The sequence below is a fragment of the Anabaena azotica FACHB-119 genome (assembly GCF_014697625.1).
Classification (GTDB): domain Bacteria; phylum Cyanobacteriota; class Cyanobacteriia; order Cyanobacteriales; family Nostocaceae; genus Trichormus; species Trichormus azoticus_A.
This window is the reverse complement of sequence record NZ_JACJSG010000065.1, coordinates 16671-40572: the sequence shown is the minus strand read 5'-3', so window position 1 is coordinate 40572 and position 23902 is coordinate 16671. Positions and strand designations below refer to the sequence as shown.

The window sequence follows — 23902 nt, the reverse complement described above, 5'->3', positions numbered from 1 at the left end:
GCCTATGGTGCATTGGTCCCACTCTGAACCCATCCCGAACTCAGTTGTGAAACTCTGCTACGGCTACGATAGTTTAGGGGTTGCCCTACGCCACAATCGCTCGGTGCCAGGTTTATTTTTCATCAGAAAAGCGCTCTCAAATACTGAGAGCGCTTTTTTGTTGGCTAATTTTATATCTGATGATTGACTATAGTTAATATAACTCCCTGCGTCCTTCTAATGCTCTTGCTAGTGTAATCTCGTCAGCATATTCTAAATCTCCACCTACGGGTAACCCAAAGGCGATTCGTGTCACTTTAGTAAATGGCTTCAGTAGTTGACCTACATAAAGGGTAGTTGTCTCTCCTTCTACGCTTGGACTAATTGCCAAGATTACTTCTCGTGGTTTTTGCTGACTCACGCGCCTGACTAACGCTTGAATAGTTAACTGTTCTGGGCCGATTCCATCAATTGGAGAGATGACTCCGCCTAAAACATGGTATTTACCTTTGTATTCGCGAGTTTTCTCTAGTGCAATTACATCACGAGAATCTGCGACAACGCAAAATGTGTTGTTGTCACGGTTAGGATTGCGACATATTTCACAAACTGGTTCAGCAGATAGATGGAAGCAGACAGAACATAAGCCTACTTGTTTTTTGGCTTCAACCAATGCTTGGGCTAAAGCTTCTACTTCAGATTCGGGTCGTTTTAAAATATGCAATGCTAGTCTTTGGGCAGTTTTAGGACCAACTCCTGGTAAGCGTTGCAATTGTTCTATTAACCGTGCTAAGGGGCGTGCGTAAACCGTGGTTTTGTCTCCAGAATATTTATTACTTTAACTATGATGACATTTTTACAGAATTGTGAATTGTTTATTTAATTATGATGACTGATTCATATTTATAAGATGACTTTTGTAATTCACGTGCTAGTTCAGACAATCAGCAGTCTTTTAAATTTTACTAAAAACTCTCTTTCTTCAACATACGGTATTTTGTAAATGAACGTATGTGTTTTCTAGCTATAAAATCGGATTGATATCAATATGAAAAATGCGATCGCCCTTAGATTCCGCCTTAGTATCCCTCATTACACAACATTATTTTGCATCTGCTCTGTCCTAGTGACAGCTTGTGGTAAGAGTAGCAGTGTTGGAATAGACTCCGCCAATAATGCCACAGCCACAACAAGCCCAGCTAACACTATTCCTATTGGTATTGCCTTTGCCCAAACAAGTAATGTAGCGTTACTGGGTCAAGAAGGAACTGACGGGGTAAAGATTGCCGAAAAATATTTTAATAGCAAAGGTGGTATCAACGGTAAACAGATTAAATTAATATTTCAAGATACGGGTGGCGATGAAGTTGGTGCGATTAACGCCTTTCAAACTTTAATTAATCAAAATAACGTTGTTGGCATTATTGGCCCTACCCTGTCACAACAAGCCTTTAGCGCTGACCCCATAGCAGAACGCAATCAAACTCCAGTTATTGGCTCATCAAATACAGCTAAAGGTATTCCCGAAATTGGTGATTATGTAGCCCGTGTTTCCTCATCTGTGGCTGTCGTAGCCCCTTATGCAGTGAAAGCAGCACTTAAACAAAATCCTCAAATCAAAAGAGTAGCTGTATTTTACGCACAAAATGATGCGTTTAATAAATCCGAAACAGAGATTTTTCAGAAAACAGTTAAAGATTTAGGATTAGATTTAGTCACAGTCCAAAAGTTTCAAACTACAGATACTGATTTTCAAACTCAAGCCAGCAGTGCAATTAATTTAAAACCCGATTTAGCAATTATTTCTGGGTTAGCTGTCGATGGAGGAAATTTAGTAAAACAATTGCGAGAACTTGGTTATAAAGGCATAATCATTGGTGGGAATGGATTTAATACATCACATATATTTTCAGTCTGTAGCCTGCTTTGTGATGGCATAATTATTGCCCAAGCTTACAGCCCAGAATACAAAAATGAAATTAACACAGCATTTCGTAAAGCCTATATAGAGCAATATCGTAAAGAACCATCCCAAGTCAGCGCCCAATCTTTTGCTGCTTTACAGGTATATGTAGAAGCGTTGCAATCTTTAAACAAAAAAAGACAAATTAATAATTTATCAATGCCACAGTTGCGTAAAGAATTGAATCAAGAATTACTTAAACTAACCTATCAAACTCCTCTTGGTGAAATTGCTTTTACACCAGTAGGCGAAGTAATTCAAAAAGAGTTTTATGTAGCTCAATTGAAAATGGAACCAAACGGTGTCAATGGTAAATTTACTTTCTTAAATATCAAATAAAAGAAGTTTGTAATGAGGACTAAAGTCCTCATTACATATTTACGAAAATAAAGTACTAAAACCCCGAAAATAAGAAGCTGTCAAGCCTGTTAAGAGTCCCCTGTCTCCTGTTCCCTAACATATTCCAGTAAACCCTCACAAGCATCAACTAGCAAATCAATTACCTGATTGAATCCTTCTGTCCCACCATAATAGGGGTCTGGCACTTCCTTCAATTTGTGGCGAGAGCAAAACTCACACATCAAATGCACTTTGTCATGATATTTTCCAGTGGTCTCAAGTGCAATAATGTCGTCGTAATTGTCTCTATCCATTGCCAAGATGAGATCAAATTCTTGGAAATCAGCTTTAATAAATTGCCTAGCTCGACCACGCAATGTAATTCCTAACTTTGCCACCGCCGCAGCATTCATTCTTCGATCAGGTGGGCTACCGATGTGATAGCTAGAAGTACCAGCAGAGTCACAAATAATTTTATCGCTCAAACCAGCCTGTTCAATAAGATGATTCATAATATTTTCTGCCGAGGGTGAGCGACAAATATTCCCCAAGCAGACAAACAGTAGTTTGTAAGGCATAAATACTAATACGTAATTAAGTAGGGTAGGCAATGCCCACCTTATTATAGTTTTAGTGGGCATTGCCTACTTATATTTCTCAAATTCAGTATGAATCCTATAAATTAGTTTGATTAAGTTTTATAGCAAGTAACTTCTGATACTGTCACCTACTATCTTTCTATAAGCTTGTGTGAAGTACCACAGGTTCCGCTACGCTGCACCTGTGGCTTCCTGTCCTGAACTAGTATCCCGGTTCATCCCTAGTCTTTCAACTAGCTGATCAGGCGTAAATTTCCCTTCTTCCAAGGGTATTTTTGACTTCATAAACAGCATCAGGTTCAGGGCAGCATTTATATCTCTGTCCCATATTTTTGAACATTCTGGACACCGCCATTCACGAATGGCAAGGGTTAAATCTTGCTTAATGTAGCCACAATTAGAACATCTTTTAGAACTAGGGAAGAACCTATCTACGTAGTGAACTTCACAACCATAGATATCTCCTTTGTATTCCAACATGGTGAGGAAATTACCCCACGCCACATCACTGATCTGTTTGGCTAATTTACGGTTTTTTACCATCCCTTTAATGTTTAGACTTTCTGCTGATATTCTTTGGTTCTCGGATACCAGTTTCCGACTAATTTTGTGTTGGTAATCTTGCCGTTGATTAGCCACCTTTTCATGAATCTTAGCTACAACTAATCTAGCTTTACTGCGATTACTAGAAGCTTTCTGTTTTCTGCTTAATCTCTTCTGTCTTATCTTGAGTCGGCGTAAAGATTTTTGAAAATATCTAGGATTCTCAAACTTCTCACCCTTTGATGTAATTGCAAACTCTTTTAACCCTAAGTCTACACCAATCTTGTCACCATTTAAGGGTGCATGAGGGATGTCTTGTTCACTTACTATTGATGCGTAATACTTCCCAGATGGGGTCTTAGATATAGTAACATTTTTTGGTGTTCCTAGTATTTCCCTATGAATTACCATTTTGATAGGTGTCATCTTAGGGAGCTTGAGAAACCCATTATTGTCTATTAAAAAGTGTTGTGGCACTCTGAACGATTGCCGATTACTTTTCTTTTTAAAGTTTGGGAATCCTCCTAACTTTTTAAAAAATCTGACAAATGCTGACTCTAAATCCTTAAGAGTTTGCTGTAGTGACTGGGAATTAACTTCTTTGAGCCATTCAAAATCTGACTTCAAATCTGTTAATAGCTTCGCCCATTCTTTGTAACGCAGAGACTTTTTAGAATCGGCGTAGACATCTGTTGTGAGCCTTAAAAAATGGTTGTATACAAACCTGGAGCAACCAAAGCACTTTGCCAGAAATGCAGATTGCTCTTTATTTGGATAGAGTCGAAATTTGTAAGCTTTATTTCCCATGATGCTTACTATACAATACTTATCGCTCTTCAACTCAATTAGTTAAGTGCCATAGACTTTGGCTTTGCTTTCATCCCCAAGCTCCACTTTCCTAACGGCACGCTACGCGAATGTTTCGCATGGGGTCTTCCCGCAAAGATTGATAAATAAGGTCAAAAGTCAGTAGTCGAAACTCTATAGTCTACAAAGCTGTTGACTAATGACTAATGACTAATGACTAATGACTATTAACTAAAATCCAGGTAATTCTAAACCACTGGTCAAATCTTCCATACGTTCGCGCATGGTGGCTGTGGACTTGTTGTAAGCATCTTTCATTGCAGCCGTTACCAAATCCGAAAGTAAATCTGCCCCCTGTGCTAAAGCATCCGGGGAAATTTCTACCCGCTTTGGTTCTTGGTTGCCACTGACAATTACCTTGACTAAGCCACCGCCAGATTCTCCCTGAATTTCCATTTGCTCCAATTCTTCTTGGAGTCGCTTTGCGCCTTCTTGAACTTGCTGCGCTTTTTTGAAAGCATCGGCCAGTTCTTTCATTTTTCCCAAGCCAAAGCCAAATCCTTGTCCTTTTCCTGTCATAATTGATAGTCCGCGTGTGCGTTGAATAACAAGTCAAATTCAATTATAGATGCGGTGGGTGATTTGCCTCTTTTTTTACCGAAATTTTAGCGATTGGGTGTGTCAGTTATCAGTGAACATAATCTGATAACTGTTCACTAATAACTGTATCACTGACTGAATCCCCAGTCCCCAGCCTCTCAAGCCGCCTGAAATTCTCCAAGCATTTTCACTTCTGGTTCTAACAGGATTGACCAACGTTCTTGAACTTCCTGTTGGATATGACGGATGAGGCGGAAGATGTCGTTGGCTTTGGCTCCTCCACGATTAACGATAAAATTGGCATGGAGATTAGCTACTTGTGCGCCGCCTATTTGATAGCCTTTTAAGCCAGATTGTTCAATTAACCAGCCTGCCGCATAGGGTTTGGGGTTACGGAACACACTGCCACAACTGGGGTAGTTGTAAGGTTGGGTGCTTAGACGATGCTGTCTGTGTTGTTTAGTTGTGGCTGTGACAAGAGCGGGGTCAAAGCCTGGTTGTAATTGGAGTGTGGCTTGGGTAACTACGCGATCGCTCCCTTGCAATAATGAAGTACGATACGCATAACCCAATTCCTCTGGCGTAAGTGTCTCCAAGGTGCCATCTGGTGAAAGTACCTGAGCGCTTACTAATATATCTGCGATGCAGCTATTATGCGCTCCGGCGTTCATCACTACCGCACCGCCAACACTACCAGGGATACCCACAGCCCACTCTAATCCTTGCCAGCCCAGTTTCGCCGCTTCTAATGCTAGGCTGGGAATTGATTCACCAGCCGCTACAGTTATTTGTCCGGTTTGGTGGTCAAAATATTTGTAACGCAGGTGTCGGGTAGCAATAACTAAACCAGAGATCCCGCGATCGCTAACTAACAGATTAGACCCTGCGCCCAAGGTTGTTACTCTTAAATCACGTTCTTTTGCATACTTAAGACTCGCTTGCAATCCTTCTACATCACGAGGTGCAACATATAATTCAGCCGCCCCACCAACCTGATAGGAAGTATAGGCTGATAACAAAGCCTGGGATTTAATCTCGCAATTTGTACCGGGTAAGTAAATAATTTTACTCTCTCTTGCTCGATTGCTATCCTGTGTCGCTACATTGGAAGCAGGAACTGTGCAGGCGTTTCCGACTGCCTGGGAAATTTTCATCTTACATCAATTATTTGTGAAATTTTTACATTTATTTGCCGTAAAAATACGGCAATTTTGCTAAAACTGTCGCTAAACAGACACTTATAAGTATCCTTACAATGTGGCTGTAGCAGGTTCGCATAGTGTGGTAATAATTTCTGGAATTGCTTGATTGAGATTTCCTGCACCCAGAAATAGGGCTAAGTCACCAGGGCGGAGAGTTTTCAGTAGGTACTCGCAAACTGTGGCGATCGTTGGCTGATAAACTACCTGTGGATGTTGTTGAGCAATTTTCTCTGCCAACTGTTCACCACTAATTTGTCCTAAATTCGGTTCGCCGGCGCTGTAAATATCGGTCAGAACTACCAAATCAGCGTGGCTGAAGGACTCGGCAAATTCTTCTAAAAAGGTCAGGGTACGACTATAGCGATGGGGTTGGAAGATAGCAACCACTCTTTGTCCTGGTCTGGCTTGGAGGCGGGCGGCGGCTAAGGTAGCGCGAATTTCGCTAGGGTGATGGGCGTAATCATCAATGAAGGTAATACCATCGACTTCGCCTCGAAATTCAAAGCGTCGTCTTGCACCTTCAAAGCTGGCGATACCTTTAGCGATGTCCCCAAATGCTAAACCCAGGTGGCGACCAACAGCTACTGCGGCTAGGGCATTACTCAAGTTATGGCGACCTAGTAATCTTAATTTCAGCACACCTAAAGCTTTGCCTTTTTCCCAGACTAAAGCAGTAGTCCCATCTGCGCGGTAGTCAATATTCGTAACGGTGTAGTCAGCTGCTGTATCTTGATGGAGACTATAAGTAATTGTTGGTTTTAGGCGATCGCCTCCGGCGTTGCGTAGCAACTCGCGCACTGTTGCACAATCGATACTACCAATCAAGGTTTTGCAACCCTTGGCAAATGTCTGAAAAATCTCAACTACTTCTTCTAAGGTGTCGTAGTGGTCAGGATGGTCTAATTCAATATTAGTGATAATGCCAATCTCTGGAGCGTGTTTCACCAAAGAACCATCTGATTCGTCTGCTTCAGCTACTAAATAGGGACTTTGACCTATTCTAGCATTGCCTTCCCAAGCATTAACTTCTCCACCGACAATAATTGTCGGGTCTAAACCTGCTGCTAGTAACATATAGCCAATCATGCTACTAGTTGTGGTTTTACCGTGAGTTCCGGCTACAGCAATGCTATGATGTTCGGCAATTAAAGCAGCTAGTACATCTGAACGATGAAAAATCGGACAACCTAATTTTATTGCTGCTTGATATTCTAAATTGTTGGCGTTAATTGCGGTAGAACATATTACTTGGGGTAATGTTGAACTTCCACCCGGAAACCTTTGTTGTGAATTTAATTCTATTTCTTTAGATTCTACTTTAGTCCCAAAGAACTCAAGATTACTTGCTTCTTGTCTACTAAATATATGAGTGCCGATAGATTCCAATTTGCGCGTAATATGATTCGGTCGTAGGTCAGAACCCGAAACTGGCAATTGACGTTTTGCCAGAACATAAGCCAGAGCCGACATTCCTATACCGCCTATGCCGATGAAATGAAACGGTCTACCAGCAAAATCTACGCTATTATTCATTGATTACTCCTCTTAACACCACACCACACCATAAATCACAAATGACACGGGTATCATAACAGGATTTGTATTTTTTCTGTAACTACTCCGATAGGTTTTTCAAGGATGATTTTTTACTAGGGTTTTGATTATTGAGAATGATTTTACCTTGGTTAGAGGTTTTTGCTATTTCTATACTGTTTTTATGATTATTCAGTAAATTTTTGTCACATCGGGAAAGAAATTCTTGTAATGTGAAATACATACTATTCCATTCCTTACTGGTATTGCCTACATAACCATATTCCTAGCGAAACTGCTTTGAATATTCCATCAAGCCTGAGCATGAATTTGATTAAAATTATGATGTTGCCGATGAAAATCATTTTCAAGCGCATATAGCCAAGACATCACCATGCAGCATTTGGCAATTTTTGGCGGTACATTTGACCCCATCCACTGGGGACACCTACTCATAGCCGAGACGGCTTTACAGCAGTTACCCATAGAAAAATTAATTTGGGTTCCCTCATCAAATCCTCCTCATAAAAAAGCGTCTTGTTTTAGACATCGCCTGGAAATGCTGCATTTAGCTACACAAGATAACCCGGCGTTTACTGTCTCCTCTGTGGAGAAAAATCGCCCAGGAGTTTCTTATGCGATCAATACCTTGATCGACTTATCTGCTTATTTCCCAAATATTCACTGGTACTGGATAGTAGGCTTGGATACCTTCCAAACCTTACCTCACTGGTACCGTGGACATGAACTAGCGCAAATGTGTGATTGGTTAATCGCACCCCGATTGCTAGGTGGTGAGAATATAGCTCAAAGTGAGATAATCTGCAAGCAAGTGAAGCAAAAACTGGGGGAGCAGTCAATTACTATTCACTGGCACTTATTGCATATCCCCTTAATGGGAGTTTCGTCAAGTCTAATTCGTAAACTTTATCGCTCAGGCAAGTCAATTCGTTACTTAGTGCCAGAAAATGTTAGAGCCTACATCACAACTCACAACCTCTATTCAGAAAATTCTGAATAAAATATGTATTTTTTTTTGGATCTAACACTTTATGGTTATAAATACCTTCCCCCTTTGCGATATGATTGGGGTCAAAGATATCAACTTATAGGCATAAATACAGAGGGCAAGACACTGTGATTAGAGTCGCAATCAACGGGTTCGGGCGCATCGGACGTAACTTTGCACGTTGCTGGCTAGGAAGACAAAATAGCAATATCGACCTAGTAGCTATCAATGACACATCAGATCCAAGAACTAATGCTCACCTCCTAAAGTATGACTCCATGCTTGGGAAGTTAAAGGATGTTGACATTACGGCTGACGACAACTCTATTATCGTTAACGGTAAAACCATTAAATGCGTATCTGATCGCAATCCAGAAAACTTGCCCTGGAAAGAATGGGAAATTGATTTAATTATTGAAGCCACAGGCGTGTTTACCAGCAAAGAAGGTGCGTTAAAGCACGTTAATGCTGGAGCTAAGAAAGTTTTGATTACAGCCCCCGGTAAAAACGAGGATGGCACTTTTGTAATTGGTGTCAATCATCATGAGTATGACCACAACGTACACCACGTTATCAGTAATGCCAGCTGTACAACTAACTGTCTAGCTCCCATTGCTAAGGTAATACACGAAAAATTTGGTATCATCAAGGGTACGATGACCACCACCCACAGCTACACAGGTGACCAGCGCTTATTAGACGCTTCTCACCGTGATGTGCGCCGGGCAAGAGCAGCCGCCATCAACATCGTCCCCACCTCCACAGGTGCGGCGAAAGCAGTGGCCTTAGTTATCCCAGAACTCAAAGGCAAACTGAATGGTGTTGCCTTGCGCGTACCTACCCCGAACGTCTCAATGGTAGATTTCGTGGTTCAGGTTGAGAAGCGTACTATTACTGAAGAAGTCAACCAAGCCCTCAAGGATGCTTCTGAAGGTCCACTCAAAGGCATTTTGGACTACAGCGAACTGCAATTGGTATCGTCCGATTATCAAGGAACCGATGCTTCCTCTATCATTGACGCAAGCTTAACCCTAGTTATGGGTAATGACTTAGTAAAAGTCATGGCTTGGTATGACAACGAGTGGGGTTACAGCCAGCGCGTTCTCGATTTGGCAGAATTGGTGGCCCAGAAGTGGGTTTAAGTTAGTCAATAGTCAATAGTCAATAGTCAACAGTTTTTAATTATGGACTATGGACTATAGACTATTGACTAAAACAGTTTTTAATTATGGACTATGGACTATAGACTATGGACTAAAATGTTGAAATCCCTGGCTAAGGTTGAGAACTTGGTCAGGGATTTTTTGATTTTGATGATGCAATAGTACTTTTGTATCTGATGTAATGCTGCCGATGATAGCTGCGTCTTGACCTAATTGTTGTACTAGGGTTTTTGCAGCTTCTGGTGGTAAACACAACACTAATTCAAAGTCTTCGCCACCGTATAAAGCATAGTTCAAGGCTTGTTCTGATGTTAGCCAATGATCAAAGGCTGTTGGTAGAGGAATTTGGGAACTTTCTAGCACAGCACCAACTCCACTGGCGCGACAAATTTGTAACACCGCATCGGCTAGACCGTCACTGCTATCCATGCCGGCGACGGGTGTTAGGGACTGGGGACTGGGGACTGGGGACTGGGGACTGGGAGAGTTGTTGATTCTTAATTTTGAATTTTGAATTTTGAATTTTGAATTGTCGAGGATTTTCCATAGGTGGGGGAGGACATCTAATCGTGGCTGAGGACGCTGGTGTGCTTTGATTAAAGCCGCCTGTTCTGTGGTGGTGAGGTGTTTGCCTATTTGGGGGTCTAAAAGCAGTTTTAAGCCAGCGTGGGAGGCTCCATGAACACCTGTGACAACGATCGCATCCCCAACTTGAGCAGCACCACGGCGGATAATCCTGTTGGGATGGACTTGACCGAAAGCAGTAATGGATAAGCTGGTGATAGGCGATCGCACCACATCCCCACCCACAATCGGGGTATGGTATTGTTGCAAGCACTCTGTCATGCCTTGGTATAAGCTTTCTACCCAATTAACACTCAAATCCCCTGGAAGCCCCAGTGCAACAGTGATCCCCAAGGGAGTAGCACCCATCGCCGCCAAATCGGACAAATTCGCCGCCGCCGCCCGCCAACCGGCATCTTCTGGGGAAGTGGTAGCATTGCTAAAATGCACACCATCAACGAGCATATCTGTTGTGACTACCAAAGATTGCTCTGGGTCTGTCACCAGTACCGCCGCATCATCACCAATAACATCTGGTGGACAGAAGCGTTGTAATCTTTCCAGTAGTCCTTGTTCGCCAATATCTTTTACTTTGGTCATTGGTCAGTTGACAGTTGACAGTTGACAATTGACTGTTGCCAATAATTAAACACCCAAAACATCCAACACCTGAGTGATGGACAGTTGACAGTTGACGGTTGGCAGTTGTCTGGTTATTTCCACTGTTCACTGATAACTGTCCACTGCCTCAAGTTACGATAATTGTATCGTCTAGGGGTCTGTTGAGATGGTCACTACACCAGTAACAAATCTCACCTTTGAAGAGTATTTAACTTATGATGATGGCACTGGTTTTCATTACGAGCTTGTGGATGGCAGGTTGGAATTAATGAATCCCCCGACAATTCAACATTTTTTGATTGTGGCTTTTTTAGATACCGCATTAATAGCAGAAATCCATCGCTTGAGTTTACCTTGGTTAACTTTTCGAGAAACTGGGGTGAGGACGGGGAAAAATAAATCTCGGTTAACTGACCTGTCTGTAGTGACGCAGGAACAAGCAAAAGAATTGCTCAATGTATCAGCCGTGTTTGAGACACCACCATTACTGATTGTAGAGGTAGTCAGTCCAGATTCTATCAAGCGGGACTATCGCCATAAGCGGTCTGAGTATGCGGCGGTTGAAGTGCCAGAATATTGGATTATTGACCCACTAGAAGCGAAAATTTCTGTATTCTTGCTCGAAGAAGGGTTTTATGAGGAGACTGTGTTTACTGCTGACCAGAAGATTGTATCGCGGACTTTTCCCGAATTAGCGATCGCACCTGAGCAAGTGTTGGCTGCTGGGAAGCTTGATTAGGTCTTTGTAGTAAGCGCTTTAGTTGGGTGTCAGCACTAAAGTGCTTACTACTAACTTTATAGATTAGGTTGATTGAGGTTCTACTAGGTTTTCTATACCTTGAACTACGGTGGCTGATTCGATTTTGTCGCCGGCTTTGAGTGTATCTAAAATATCTTTACCTTCTATCAGATAGCCAAAAACTGAATAACGACCATCTAAGAGGTTGCGTCCGGCTGGGGTGAGTTCTGGTTCAAACAGGAAGAAGAAGACTTGAGAAGAACCACCATCAACTTCGCTTTCTGGACGAGCCATTGCTAACGCACCAAAGGAAGAGAATGGTAATACTGGCATATCTAGGTAACGACCAGCATCTTCTAAGGTAATGCCATAGGTGGGTTCTTTATCGCCCTCTACGAGAATTTCTAGGGGGATAGCTCGATATTTACCTGTTGTAGGGTCAATAAAGCCTTGTTCTTTGCCTGGGGGGTCTCCTGTTTGTAGAACGTAAGATTCTTCAGAACGGGTAAATTCTAAACCGTTATAAAATCCTCGTTGTACTAAATCTACAAAGTTCCCGGCGGTGACGGGGGCGCTGTAACCATCTACGACAACGGTTAAATCGCCTTTATTGGTTTTAATGGCGATAGTGGCGCGTCCTTTGAGTTGGGGAAGGTTGCTGTACTCTTCGGGAACTTCAAAGGGAAATTCCTTGACCATTGATTCTTCCAACAGGGAAACTAAATTTAACAGTTTCCCTCTCTCTATGAGAACTTGTTCTTTATTTTTGGTTTGAGCAAGTTCTTGAACTTTTGCTACACCAGATTTCAATTCATTAATCCAAGTTTCGGCTTGGGGTTGGTGTTCTTCCGGAACGCTGGTTAGGATTTGTGAAGGTTTATCAAGAATGCGGGATGCTTTACTCAGGTCTTTGGAGACAGCACCCCAGCGTTTATTAGCACGCAGTTGGTTAGAAATATCTTCTAAACTGGCTTGTAGTTCGCGTACTGGCTTATTATCTATCGGGAGTGCATACCGCAACAAAGCTCTGCCGTCAGTAATTGCATTTCCAGATGGTAAAGCAGCGTTACTGGAAGGAGTCCAGACAGCTGTATTTATGCCTAAAAATATTGTTACTAGCAGTATTGCCATGAGGCTGTTCTTCAGCCAGGATTTTAATAAATTCAACATGGAATAGCTCAATGTAGCATCAAATTGTTGACTAGGCGTAACCCATCAATCATCTTCCCACAGTACGAGCATGAGTATTCAAGGGATTGGGGAGATGAGGGAGATGAGGGAGATGAGGGAGATGAGGGAGATGAGGGGGATGAGGAGAAAAACTAATGACTAATGACTAATGACTATGGACTAATGACTATGGACTAATGACTATGGACTAATGACTAATGACTATGGACTAATGACTAATGACTATGGACTAATGACTCCTGTTGAAGGGTACAATAAATGCCGATTGTCTTCCAAAATTTGAAAGCTTCATGATCTCTAGTAACGATTTTCGACCTGGTGTATCCATTGTCCTTGATGGGTCTGTATGGCGAGTGATTGATTTCCTTCACGTTAAGCCTGGTAAGGGTTCTGCCTTTGTGCGGACAACTCTCAAAAATGTGCAAAGTGGTAAGGTTTTAGAAAGAACTTTCCGGGCTGGGGAAACTGTACCACAAGCTACGTTAGAAAAAATTACGATGCAGCATACCTATAAAGAGGGCGATGAGTTCGTCTTTATGGATATGGAAAGCTATGAAGAGGGACGGCTTAGTGCATCACAAATTGGCGATCGCGTCAAATACCTCAAGGAAGGTATGGAAGTAAACGTGATTCGCTGGGGCGACCAAGTGTTGGAAGTTGAACTCCCTAACTCCGTAGTTTTGGAAGTTGTGCAAACAGATCCTGGTGTTAAAGGTGATACTGCTACAGGTGGTACTAAGCCTGCAACTGTGGAAACAGGTGCAATTGTCATGGTTCCTTTGTTTATTTCTCAAGGGGAACGGATCAAAATTGATACACGCGATGATAAATATTTAGGCAGGGAATAAGTTTGATCTCATCCGAGAACAACTCCCGATTTCAATCCCTATTTAGGGATTAAATCCCCTGCCACACTAAGCCAATTCAAAATTCAAAAAACCAGATTCCATTATTATTTTTGAGCTTGGAACTATGGATTTTGCCAAATTGGTATTAAATATTCTTAATTTACGGACTGGTCGAGGTAATAAAAACTGTGCCATTGGACTTTAATGAAATCCGTCAACTGCTGACAACTATTGCACAAACAGATATTGCAGAAGTAACTCTCAAAAGTGATGACTTTGAACTAACAGTACGTAAAGGTGTTAGTGTTACTAATCAAGTTGTGCCGGTTGCTCAAGCGACATTAAGCGGTGTGGTTGGTTCGGGATTGCCATCGGTAACACCGATTATCACCCAGGCGGTTCCTACTCCAGCGCCAGAGGTGGGGACAAGCCGTACTTCAGATAACGGGGGAGCTGCTACTACACTGCCAAGCGCAAAAATAATTGACCCTAAATTGGTGGAAGTACCTTCGCCAATGGTGGGGACGTTCTACCGCGCTCCGGCTCCTGGTGAAGCGGCGTTTGTGGAAGTTGGCGATCGCGTGCGTCAAGGCCAAACGGTCTGCATTATCGAAGCGATGAAGCTGATGAACGAAATTGAGACTGAGGTTTCTGGACAAGTTGTGGAAATTCTCATCCAAAATGGCGAACCTGTAGAATATAACCAACCATTAATGAGAATTAAACCTGATTAAGTATTAATCTATATTAAGTGAGTCATTACTAACCTAAGTTACTAGTTATGTATATATGGTTGTTGGGTTCGGTAATTGGTAATTGAAAAGAAATATTAACCTATTACCTATTACCCATTACCCATTACCAGCCCTGAAATTGATAACTAACAACTGACGTATAGCAATGAACCATTTGTAAAACAGTCAGTCCTGCGGGTCAATCCTGATGAAACAAGCCTTGCCTGTATCTCCAGAAGTGGTGCAACAAGTAGCCGAATACTTCAGCCTGTTAAGTGAGCCGATGCGTCTGCGGCTGTTGCACTTGCTACGGGATGAAGAAAAATGCGTACAAGAATTGGTAGAGGCGACCCAGACTTCGCAGGCGAATGTTTCCAAACACCTGAAAGTAATGTGGCAAGCAGGCATCCTCAGCCGCCGCAGCGAAGGGACTAGTGCTTACTACAGGGTAGAAGACGAAATGATTTTTGAGTTATGTAATCGGGTTTGCGATCGCCTGGCGACAAGGTTAGAACAGCAAGCCCGTAACTTTAGGGTGTTAAATAAGAATTAGTCGATAGTCGATAGTCCATAGTCCATAGTCCATAGTCCATAGTCCATAGTGTAAAGCAATTGACTAATGACTAATGACTAATGACTAATGACTAATGACTAATGACTAAAGCGGATAATCTTTCTTGAAGCTGTCGCGGGTTAGGGGTTGGTCTAAAACCACACCTTCGCCTCCCAATGTATCTAAGGATTTTCCATTTACCTCAATGTAAACTTTGGCATTGGGGTTTAATGTTGTGGCTGTATAAACTACTTGTCCTACACGTCCCATCATTGAGGTGCTACCGCCACCACTGGTAAATTCTTCTGATAAGTTAACGTGTACCTCATTATTATTTTCCACTTTTAACCCTAAGAGCTTGGTTCCCTTGGGAATGGTGGTAGAGTTGGTTCCTTCAGTCGGGCCTTCTAACAAGTTTTTAAAAGCTATCTCTAATACTTGATTTGGCTGTACAGCAGCTACTTTGATAGGTTGGGGTACTAAATCAACATTGTTGCCTTTCGGTTGTAGCCAGTAAACATTGGCTGTTTGCTCATTGTTATTACTTGGCTGTCTGGTTGTTGGTTGGTTTGGTTGCTGGACGCTGTGGGATGGGTTTGAGGGTGTGGATGGACTGGGGGTCTTGGAGGTTATCCAAGCCACGCCACCGCTAACCGCTACAACTGCTGCTGAGACTGCGGCAATAACACCTGAAGATATACGATTTGATCCTTGTTGGTTATTCATATTTAAAACCTTCCTGACTGTGGGCTGAAACAGGATTTACACGATAATTTCTTGAAGTAAGGGTGTAGGGGTGTGAGGGTGTAGGGGTGTAAGGTGGAAACCTACATTCCTATACACCTATACCCCTATATCCGCCTAAACCATAACTTTTCTTCATCATGGGTAATTCCTAAAGTAGTCTTGATATGAAGAGCAGCCTGGTTAAGGACGATGTTAATAAATGGAGAGTTTCCAAAAAAACCTAAAGGATAGCTCTGTAGATCCAAATGCTGCGCTTTCTCATTCTAGAAACTTTATATTTAATTTTAGAATTTGCATTTGGATTCGTCACCTGTCAAATTATGTAAATCTGTAAATCTTAGTTTTTTCTTGAGATTTGCAACGATTAAATTAGAAATGTAGAGAAAAGCGGAATCATCTGTCGTGTATTGAACTTGTATATGCTTTCGTGGGAACTGTTAACTGTTAACTGTTAACCGTCAACAGTTAACAGTGAGCAGTTAACAAAGCGTAATAGCTTATTGATTATTCCGCATCTGTGAATATTCAATTTTTATTTTCTGTGGCTGCTTTAATCCACTGTTTGATTGTGATAATCACTTCATCAATGGGGATTTCTTGAGATTGGCGAGTGGCTCTTTCTACTACTTCAACTTTACCGTTGCTAATAGCTCTTCCGGTAACAATACGATAAGGAATGCCAATTAAATCGGCATCTTTGAATTTTACTCCGGCTCTTTCATCACGGTCGTCTAATAAAGTTTCTACTCCTGCTTGGTTCAGTTCAGTGTAAAGCCTTTGGGCAATTTCGACCTGTTGAGCATCGTTAATGTTAGGAATTGTCACAATTGCATGATAAGGAGCGATCGCTACTGGCCAGATAATGCCATCTTTATCATAGGATTGTTCTACGGCTGATTGGGCTAACCGTGATACACCTACACCATAACAACCCATGACGAGGGGTTTTTCTTCTCCCTGTTCATTGGTATAAGTTGCGCCTAAAGCTTGGGAATATTTTGTACCCAATTGGAAGATGTGACCGACTTCAATTCCTCTAGCACTTTTTAAGATTTGTGTAGGGTCATGAAGTGCGCGATCGCCCGGTCTCGCTTTTCGCACATCGACAACAATTTCTGGTAAGGTAAATTGTTCGCCCCAATTCGCACCAACGACGTGATAACCAGCTTCATTTGCACCAGTAATGAAGTTTTTTAACTCAACGACTGTTTTATCAACAAAGCGGACAAATTTTGGATGAATTTGTTTATTTCCAGCGATATAATCATCAGCAATATCTGGTGCAATATAACCTAATGGTAAAGATTTTGCCGTCCATGTTTGCTGTGTTTCTGCACTGGGGACAGTTAAACTAATGATAGTTTTAGCACCGTAATTAGCTGCCAATTTTGTCAATTCGTTTTGTAATTTAACATCATTGACTTCTTGATCACCACGAATATTTATCAATACCAAAACTGTTAAACCGTTATCATATACAGCTTGGTAAAGAACATTTTTCACCACTTGCGTAGGAGACGCATTGAGGAATTGAGTCACCTTTTCAATTGTCTCTGTTCCCGGTGTTTCTCGCTTTGCAAAAGTTGTAAATTGTGATGGTTCAGCATCCGCAGGTAAGGAAACGGCTTTTTCTACGTTAGCGGCGTATTTTCCATCATCAGTGTAGAGAACTTCATCTTCCCCAGCATCCGCCAACACCATAAATTCTGTTGAACCAGAACCCCCAATTGCACCAGAGTCAGCTTCTACAGGACGAAACGCTAGACCGGCACGCCGTAGCATATTGCTGTAGGCTTGGTACATATCCTGGTAGGTTTTTTTCAGACTTTCCTCATCGACGTGGAAAGAATAACCGTCCTTCATGATAAATTCCCGTCCACGCATCAAACCAAACCGGGGACGAATTTCATCCCGGAACTTGGTTTGTAGCTGATATAAATGTAGGGGTAGCTGACGGTAAGAGCGAATCATATCACGAGCGATCGCTGTAATTACTTCCTCATGGGTCGGCCCTAACCCTAATTGTTGTTCACGACGGTCAATGAGGGAAAACATAATCCCCTCAGCTTTAGTATAAGTATCCCAACGTCCCGATTCCTTCCACAATTCTGAAGGTTGTAATTGAGGTAAAAGACATTCTTGTGCGCCTGTAGCATTCATTTCTTCCCGCACAATTTGGGAAACCTTTTGCAACACCCGCCACATCAGAGGGAGATAAGCATAAATACCGCTACCGATGCGACGAATATATCCTGCACGTAATAACAACTTATGGCTAGGAATTTCCGCATCCGCCGGATCATCCCGCAGTGTAACGAATAACATTTGTGACAGTCGCATCGTTATCTTCCTTTACTCCTAATTGCAAAATCACTTGACAGTTGACAGTTATCAGTTGACAGTTATCAGTTATCAGTTGACAGTTATCAGTTGACAGTTGACAGTTATCAGTTATCAGTTGTTCTTTTTCCCCTTTCCCCTTTCCCCTTTCCCCTTTCTCCCTTATCTCCCCCAGTCCCCAACATATGATTTACCAAGCACAACCACCTTTAGAATTTATTCCCCCAGCATTTAATCCTTTATTTCTGCGGTTTTTTCACTCGTTCTTACCATTGTGGTTACGCAGTCAAACAACCATTAACCACATTGAAGCAGAGAATGTTGAGGTTCTAGTGAAACTCTATCGTGAGTTTCAGGAGAAGAAAATCCGCTTTTTATTGGCTTTTCGCCATCCGCAGACAGAAGATCCATTTTCTTTGGTTTATCTGCTTTCGCAAATCGTGCCGAGGGTAGCACGACAGCAAAGTATAACACTAGAATCTCCTATTCACGCTCATTTTATCTACGATCGCGGGATTCCACTATGGGCGGGTGGCTATGTTGGCTGGCTTGCGTCTCAATTGGGTGGGACTCCTATACAGAGGGGTAAGGCTGACTGGACTGGGTTACGTTCGGCGCGGGATCTGTTCGCCAATGGTAAGTTTCCGATGGCGGCTGCGCCAGAAGGTGCTACTAATGGGTTATCGGAGAAGATGAGTCCATTAGAACCGGGAATTGCCCAAATGGGTTTTTGGTGTGCTGAAGATTTGCAAAAAGCCGGACGCACCGAGCAGGTTTTAATTGTACCAGTTGGGATTAAATATAGTTATGTTGATGCGCCTTGGGGTGCGATCGCTCAACTTTTAGATGAGTTGGCTGTAGCTAGCGGTTTACCTGTAGATACAACTGCTAATACCCAAGTTCCTGATTTAGAGTCACTTTATCCGCGTTTGTTGACTTTGGCGGAACATTTATTATCTTTGATGGAACAGTTTTACACGCGGTTTTATCATCTCCAGTTGTCTGTGGTGACAGAGGAGGTAGGTGTTGACCGCAACGAAGCTTTAAAATTGCGGTTACAAGCTTTGTTGAATGCAGCGCTACAAATAGCCGAGCAGTATTTTAATATACAGTCTAAGGGAAGTTTGAGCGATCGCTGTCGTCGGGTAGAACAGGCGGGATGGAATTATATATTTAGGGAAGATTATAAGGATATTAAAGGATTATCTGCTGTTGAGAGGGCATTAGGCGATCGTGTTGCAGAAGAAGCCAATGCGAGAATGTGGCACATGAGATTAGTGGAAAGTTTTGTGGCTGTTTCTGGTAATTATATCCGCGAAAAACCAACTGTAGAAAGATTTGCCGAAACCGTTTTAATTGTCTGGCAAATGTTAGCGAAAATTCAAGGGGCAAAATCTTTTCAGCGTCCTAAATTAGGCAAGCAAAAAGTCAAAATTACCATTGGTAAACCGCTATCCATAACAGAAATGTATCCCAAATATAAAGAGAGTCGTTTAGGTGCAAGACAAGCCGTTGCTGATTTCACTAACGATTTACAACAAGCAATGGATAACTTACTTTAAAATTCTTAGGTTAACCTGAGTTCGACGACTGGAAAAAACCCCACTTCCATTCCTCTCCCCTAAAAGGAGAAGTGAACAGTAAGTAGGGGCGGGTTGATTGAGAAATTCATGGGGAAAACAGATATGTCCGCTAAACACGCCCGTACTTAAATACGTTGGTAAAACACCACACCAATTGGTGGAAGGCGGTATTTTGGCGCTTCTTTATCCCCCACCATATGTCGTCAGGACTGATAACTGATAACTGATAACTGATAACTGATAACTGATAACTGATTTAAATAATCTTATCAGGATCTATTCCCAAAGCACGTAATCTTTCAGCTAACTGCTGGGCGCGTTGTTGCGCTGCTTGCGCTTGTTGTTGCGCCTGTTTAATCTGTTCTTGGGGTGTTGGGTAACGCTTTCCTTGTTCGTCGTACCAATACATCCATTCTCGCGTTACTCCACAATAATTTCCCCTTTCACAACCAATTCCTAAACCAATTTCTGGTAGCCAAACGGGGTTTCCTGTTTGCAGTTCATATTTACCATTAACTAATTTATGTACTTCTAAACGCGGTTTACGGCGACGGTGAGAAGAATAAATCACGTAATAGAGTACACCCAAAGCGGCATAATCATTTAATTTATCGCTGTATTCTTTGCGATATTTTGGCGAAACCACTTCTAACACAAAAATGGGAACCACCTTTTCATCCCAAAGTACATAACTGGGACGCAGTTCCTCATCATAAAATCTTTCCACCCCAAGACTCAAGAAGCCATCAGGAACGATCGCCGATTCATCTGGGTGATAATAGATACCCATATCCACCCCAAAAAACCAATCCATGCGTTCCGCCCAAAGTATCAGCAGAATAGCTTTAAGTAAGCCGGGGACGAGTTCTTGCAGTTCATTATCCACTGGCGCATCATCAGAGTCGGGTAGTTCGTCGGCTGAAGGTAAGTACCTTGGTAGGTTCAAATTTAACATAACTGGTGACAACAAATCTTCTACGCCAGCGTTTTTATCAGTATTATAGCGATTTATAGGGGTGTAGGGGTGTAAAATACTTAAGAGTTGCCAAAGTTAAGAGTTAAGCGATCGCCACATCGGTTAATTGATCAGCCATAAAATCCTTACCTGTCACCTATCACCTGTTAAGAGTCACCTAATATCTGACTTTTCACGGGAAGTCCTAAAATCCCCGTCAAGACAGGGGGTAGGGGATAGGGTGTAGGGTGTAGGGAAAAAGAAGAAAGCCTTACTACACCCTACACCCTACACCCCACACCCTCTGACTTTTCCACATACCGTGAAAAGTCAGACCTAATATAGGCGATCGCCCATAATAAATCATGGCAACCCTCAAGCATTAAAATGAAAGGATAGCGATCGCCAAATATCTTACAGCATAGATGAACCATCAAATCTTGATACCAAGTAGCTTTTAAGTTTATACCCAGTCTCCAGCCCCCAATCCCTTACCACTAAGGTTAAGTTGTTATTAAAACACAGATTTTTTTGCTGAATTGTAACGAATAAAGACTAAACTAAAAAGTCTTGTGCAGCAATTGTCACTATATAAATGATGTAATCATGTCTAAGGTTCTCGTCTCCGATCCTATTGACCAGGCTGGCATTGACATTCTCTCGCAAGTCGCTACCGTTGATGTCAAAACAGGTCTAAAACCAGCAGAATTAATAGAAATTATTGGTGAGTATGATGCGTTAATGATTCGTTCGGGTACGCGCGTTACTCAAGAAATCATTGAAGCAGGTACACAACTGAAAATCATCGGTCGTGCCGGTGTGGGTGTGGATAATGTCGATGTTCCGGCTGCTACCCGGCGAGGAATTGTCGTCGTCAATTCCCCGGAAGGAAACACCATCGCCGCCGCCGAACACGCCCTAGCAATGATGTTGTCATTGTCTCGCCACATCCCCGATGCTAACGCTTCCGTCAAACGCGGCGAGTGGGATCGCAAAACTTTCGTGGGTGCGGAAGTTTACAAAAAAACTTTAGGGGTTGTCGGCTTGGGTAAAATTGGTTCCCATGTGGCGACTGTAGCCAAAGCAATGGGGATGAAGTTGTTGGCTTACGACCCCTTCATCTCTACAGAACGGGCAGAACAACTAGGCTGTCAGTTGGTAGATTTAGATTTGCTGATGCAGCAATCTGATTATATTACCCTGCACATCCCCAAAACCCCGGAAACCACCCACCTGATCAACGCCAATACTCTGGCGAAAATGAAGCCCACAGCCAGGATTATCAACTGCGCCCGTGGTGGCATCATTGATGAAGCAGCCTTAGCCGCAGCTATCAAAGAAGGGAAAATTGCGGGTGCGGCGTTGGATGTGTTCGAGTCTGAACCTTTGGGTGAGTCAGAACTGCGGACAGTTGGTAAAGATATTATTCTGACACCCCACTTAGGTGCATCCACTACAGAAGCCCAGGTGAATGTGGCAATTGATGTAGCCGAACAAATCCGCGATGTGCTGCTGGGTTTACCTGCACGTTCCGCCGTCAACATCCCCGGACTCGGCCCCGATGTGTTGGAAGAACTCAAACCCTATATGGAACTAGCGGAAACCTTGGGTAAGTTGGTAGGACAGCTAGCAGGCGGTAGAGTAGAATTACTTACAGTTCGCTTACAAGGGGAACTCGCCACCAACAAGAGTCAGCCTTTAGTTATTGCCTCACTCAAAGGACTACTTCACCAAGCCCTGCGTGAACGGGTAAATTACGTCAACGCCAACATAGAAGCCAAGGAAAGGGGAATTCGCGTGATCGAAACCCGCGACGCTTCCGCCCGTGACTATGCTGGTTCCCTACGCTTAGAAGCGACAGGAACGTTAGGAACTCATTCGGTCACTGGTGCATTGTTAGGTGAGAAAGAAATTCACCTTACCGACGTTGACGGCTTCCCAATTAACGTCCCCCCCAGCAAATATATGCTGTTTACCTTGCACCGCGATATGCCGGGAATCATTGGCAAACTCGGTTCCCTGTTGGGTAGCTTTAATGTCAATATTGCTAGTATGCAGGTAGGACGGAAAATCGTCCGTGGTGATGCTGTAATGGCTCTGAGCATCGATGATCCCTTACCCGATGGCATTTTGGGGGAAATTACCAAAGTCCCTGGCATCCGAGATGCTTATACAGTAACTCTATAGTGTGCTGATACCAGTTCTATGAGCAGCCGCACCAAATAAATCTTGTAGAGGCGTTGGATGCAACGTCTCTGCAACAATCAACACTCAGCACTTAAACATGGCAAACACTTGGTGGGAATTACAGATTTTATGTGAGCCGGCGCTGGAAGACTCTGTTTCTTGGCGGTTGGAAGATTTTGGTTGTCGGGGAACAGCTAGTGAGAGTAAAGGGGAGTCTTGCTTGGTTAAGGGTTATTTGCCAGTATTTCAAGCACAGTTATTAGATTTGGCGGCGTTGGGGCTGTGGTTGCAACAAGATGCGCTGTGTATAGGTTTATCTGCGCCTAGCTTGACTTGGCAGTTAATTGATGAGGAAGATTGGGCGAGTAGCTGGAAGCAATATTGGCATCCACAGGAAATAGGCGATCGCTTCCTCATCAACCCCGCCTGGCTACCATTACCGGAAAACTCAGATAGGTTAGTAATTCGCCTCGACCCTGGTGTAGCTTTCGGCACAGGCAACCATGCAACTACTCAATTATGCCTAGAATCCCTAGAAATGCGGCTGAGTGAAGTACCTAAATCTTTTCTCAGTCAAGGTGGTAAACAAGAATCTGTGGTAATTGCGGATATCGGTTGCGGTTCTGGTATCCTTTCAGTTGGTGCAGTGCTGTTAGGTGCGGAAAAAGTCTATGCTGTAGATACCGACCCTTTAGCAGTACAATCAACCTTCAGTAATCGCGCACTTAATGATGTTAGCCCAGAACGCTTAGTACCAGCCGAAGGTAGCGTAGATATTTTAAAGAAACTAATTGAACGCCCAGTAGATGGAATTGTCTGCAATATTTTAGCTGATGTCATCATTCAATTATTGCCAGAAATTAGCGAAATATGTAAACCGAGTACATGGGCTATTTTTAGCGGTATTTTAGTTGAGCAATCTACCTCTGTAGCTGAGGCTTTAGCAAAAAATGGTTGGGTTGTCGCTACTATGTGGAAGCGCAAAGAATGGTGTTGCTTAAATGTTAGGCGTTCTTAACTGATATTTGATTTGGGAAATAAGTTTGTAGTAAAGACTTTAGTCTTTAATAGACTTCTTACTACAAAACTCATCTTCTCTCAGG

Annotated in this window: 24 protein-coding genes and 1 rRNA gene; 12 read left to right on the top strand and 13 right to left on the bottom strand. The window is 42.7% G+C overall.

The features are described from left to right. A 5S ribosomal RNA gene (gene rrf, locus H6G83_RS36555) occupies positions 1 to 112 on the top strand; the annotation flags it as partial. 81 nt (positions 113 to 193) lie between these two features. Here the strand turns inward: rrf and recR are convergent. Beyond that, positions 194 to 751 (bottom strand): recombination mediator RecR, encoded by a 558-nt coding sequence (gene recR, locus H6G83_RS31095; RefSeq protein ID WP_199328649.1) that lies wholly within the window; start codon positions 749 to 751, stop codon positions 194 to 196. A 276-nt stretch (positions 752 to 1027) separates the two neighbouring features. Here recR and H6G83_RS31090 point away from each other — a divergent pair, with 276 nt between their 5' ends. Next, positions 1028 to 2281 (top strand): ABC transporter substrate-binding protein, encoded by a 1254-nt coding sequence (locus H6G83_RS31090; protein WP_190479368.1) that lies wholly within the window; start codon positions 1028 to 1030, stop codon positions 2279 to 2281. An 89-nt stretch (positions 2282 to 2370) separates the two neighbouring features. Here the strand turns inward: H6G83_RS31090 and H6G83_RS31085 are convergent, their stop codons facing one another. The 6 genes from H6G83_RS31085 to H6G83_RS35030 form a co-directional block, all read right to left on the bottom strand. Next, entirely contained in the window at positions 2371 to 2859 is a 489-nt protein-coding gene (locus H6G83_RS31085; protein ID WP_190479366.1) for a low molecular weight protein-tyrosine-phosphatase, read from the bottom strand. A gap of 192 nt (positions 2860 to 3051) precedes the next feature. Then, positions 3052 to 4230, bottom strand: a complete 1179-nt coding sequence (gene tnpB / locus H6G83_RS31080) for an IS200/IS605 family element RNA-guided endonuclease TnpB (protein ID WP_190479364.1) — start codon at positions 4228 to 4230, stop codon at positions 3052 to 3054. A gap of 231 nt (positions 4231 to 4461) precedes the next feature. Beyond that, positions 4462 to 4809 (bottom strand): YbaB/EbfC family nucleoid-associated protein, encoded by a 348-nt coding sequence (locus H6G83_RS31075; protein WP_190479362.1) that lies wholly within the window; start codon positions 4807 to 4809, stop codon positions 4462 to 4464. A 179-nt stretch (positions 4810 to 4988) separates the two neighbouring features. Then, the gene (murB, locus tag H6G83_RS31070; protein ID WP_190479360.1) at positions 4989 to 5984 is read right to left on the bottom strand and encodes a UDP-N-acetylmuramate dehydrogenase; all 996 of its coding nucleotides are present in this window, start codon (positions 5982 to 5984) and stop codon (positions 4989 to 4991) included. A 96-nt stretch (positions 5985 to 6080) separates the two neighbouring features. Then, complete coding sequence (murC, locus tag H6G83_RS31065; protein WP_190479358.1) at positions 6081 to 7565, bottom strand: UDP-N-acetylmuramate--L-alanine ligase; 1485 nt, start codon at positions 7563 to 7565, stop codon at positions 6081 to 6083. Positions 7566 to 7647: 82 nt separating this feature from the next. Next, the gene (locus H6G83_RS35030) at positions 7648 to 7809 is read right to left on the bottom strand and encodes a hypothetical protein (RefSeq protein WP_206759010.1); all 162 of its coding nucleotides are present in this window, start codon (positions 7807 to 7809) and stop codon (positions 7648 to 7650) included. Between the two features lie 150 nt (positions 7810 to 7959). Between H6G83_RS35030 and nadD the strand changes: the two genes are divergently transcribed. Next, positions 7960 to 8586 (top strand): nicotinate (nicotinamide) nucleotide adenylyltransferase, encoded by a 627-nt coding sequence (gene nadD, locus H6G83_RS31060; protein WP_190479354.1) that lies wholly within the window; start codon positions 7960 to 7962, stop codon positions 8584 to 8586. Positions 8587 to 8702: 116 nt separating this feature from the next. Further along, positions 8703 to 9716: a type I glyceraldehyde-3-phosphate dehydrogenase gene (locus H6G83_RS31055; protein WP_190479352.1), complete on the top strand. Its 1014-nt coding sequence runs from the start codon at positions 8703 to 8705 to the stop codon at positions 9714 to 9716. Between the two features lie 105 nt (positions 9717 to 9821). Here H6G83_RS31055 and thiL read toward each other — a convergent pair whose 3' ends face one another. Beyond that, positions 9822 to 10901, bottom strand: coding sequence for a thiamine-phosphate kinase (gene thiL, locus H6G83_RS31050; protein ID WP_190479350.1), 1080 nt, complete (start codon positions 10899 to 10901; stop codon positions 9822 to 9824). A gap of 187 nt (positions 10902 to 11088) precedes the next feature. On the opposite strand from thiL, the gene H6G83_RS31045 reads away from it, so the two are divergent. Further along, the gene (locus H6G83_RS31045) at positions 11089 to 11661 is read left to right on the top strand and encodes a Uma2 family endonuclease (protein WP_190479348.1); all 573 of its coding nucleotides are present in this window, start codon (positions 11089 to 11091) and stop codon (positions 11659 to 11661) included. A 63-nt stretch (positions 11662 to 11724) separates the two neighbouring features. Here H6G83_RS31045 and H6G83_RS31040 read toward each other — a convergent pair whose 3' ends face one another. Next, on the bottom strand, positions 11725 to 12831 hold the full coding sequence (locus H6G83_RS31040) for a peptidylprolyl isomerase (protein ID WP_190479346.1): 1107 nt from the start codon (positions 12829 to 12831) through the stop codon (positions 11725 to 11727). Between the two features lie 27 nt (positions 12832 to 12858). Here H6G83_RS31040 and H6G83_RS36110 point away from each other — a divergent pair, with 27 nt between their 5' ends. The 4 genes from H6G83_RS36110 (at position 12859) to H6G83_RS31025 (ending at position 14987) form a co-directional block, all read left to right on the top strand. Next, positions 12859 to 12987, top strand: a complete 129-nt coding sequence (locus H6G83_RS36110) for a hypothetical protein (RefSeq protein ID WP_277876462.1) — start codon at positions 12859 to 12861, stop codon at positions 12985 to 12987. Between the two features lie 155 nt (positions 12988 to 13142). Beyond that, the gene (efp, locus tag H6G83_RS31035; protein ID WP_190479344.1) at positions 13143 to 13700 is read left to right on the top strand and encodes an elongation factor P; all 558 of its coding nucleotides are present in this window, start codon (positions 13143 to 13145) and stop codon (positions 13698 to 13700) included. Positions 13701 to 13888: 188 nt separating this feature from the next. Next, positions 13889 to 14434, top strand: coding sequence for an acetyl-CoA carboxylase biotin carboxyl carrier protein (gene accB / locus H6G83_RS31030; protein ID WP_190479342.1), 546 nt, complete (start codon positions 13889 to 13891; stop codon positions 14432 to 14434). A 208-nt stretch (positions 14435 to 14642) separates the two neighbouring features. Continuing rightward, a complete protein-coding gene (locus H6G83_RS31025) occupies positions 14643 to 14987 on the top strand; it encodes an ArsR/SmtB family transcription factor (RefSeq protein WP_190479340.1) in 345 nt (114 codons plus the stop codon). A gap of 105 nt (positions 14988 to 15092) precedes the next feature. On the opposite strand, the gene H6G83_RS31020 is transcribed toward H6G83_RS31025, so the two are convergent. Then, the gene (locus H6G83_RS31020; protein ID WP_190479338.1) at positions 15093 to 15713 is read right to left on the bottom strand and encodes a GerMN domain-containing protein; all 621 of its coding nucleotides are present in this window, start codon (positions 15711 to 15713) and stop codon (positions 15093 to 15095) included. A 546-nt stretch (positions 15714 to 16259) separates the two neighbouring features. Beyond that, the gene (locus H6G83_RS31015) at positions 16260 to 18074 is read right to left on the bottom strand and encodes a proline--tRNA ligase (RefSeq protein ID WP_190479336.1); all 1815 of its coding nucleotides are present in this window, start codon (positions 18072 to 18074) and stop codon (positions 16260 to 16262) included. Positions 18075 to 18259: 185 nt separating this feature from the next. Here H6G83_RS31015 and H6G83_RS31010 point away from each other — a divergent pair, with 185 nt between their 5' ends. Next, the gene (locus tag H6G83_RS31010; RefSeq protein ID WP_190479335.1) at positions 18260 to 19636 is read left to right on the top strand and encodes a lysophospholipid acyltransferase family protein; all 1377 of its coding nucleotides are present in this window, start codon (positions 18260 to 18262) and stop codon (positions 19634 to 19636) included. Between the two features lie 277 nt (positions 19637 to 19913). Here the strand turns inward: H6G83_RS31010 and H6G83_RS31005 are convergent, their stop codons facing one another. Continuing rightward, a complete protein-coding gene (locus tag H6G83_RS31005) occupies positions 19914 to 20612 on the bottom strand; it encodes a Uma2 family endonuclease (protein ID WP_190479333.1) in 699 nt (232 codons plus the stop codon). 281 nt (positions 20613 to 20893) lie between these two features. After that, positions 20894 to 21046: a hypothetical protein gene (locus H6G83_RS31000; protein ID WP_190479331.1), complete on the bottom strand. Its 153-nt coding sequence runs from the start codon at positions 21044 to 21046 to the stop codon at positions 20894 to 20896. A gap of 172 nt (positions 21047 to 21218) precedes the next feature. Between H6G83_RS31000 and serA the strand changes: the two genes are divergently transcribed. After that, positions 21219 to 22799, top strand: a complete 1581-nt coding sequence (gene serA, locus H6G83_RS30995; RefSeq protein WP_190479329.1) for a phosphoglycerate dehydrogenase — start codon at positions 21219 to 21221, stop codon at positions 22797 to 22799. A gap of 97 nt (positions 22800 to 22896) precedes the next feature. After that, positions 22897 to 23817, top strand: a complete 921-nt coding sequence (gene prmA / locus H6G83_RS30990; protein ID WP_190479327.1) for a 50S ribosomal protein L11 methyltransferase — start codon at positions 22897 to 22899, stop codon at positions 23815 to 23817. The last annotated feature ends 85 nt before the right edge of the window (positions 23818 to 23902 follow it).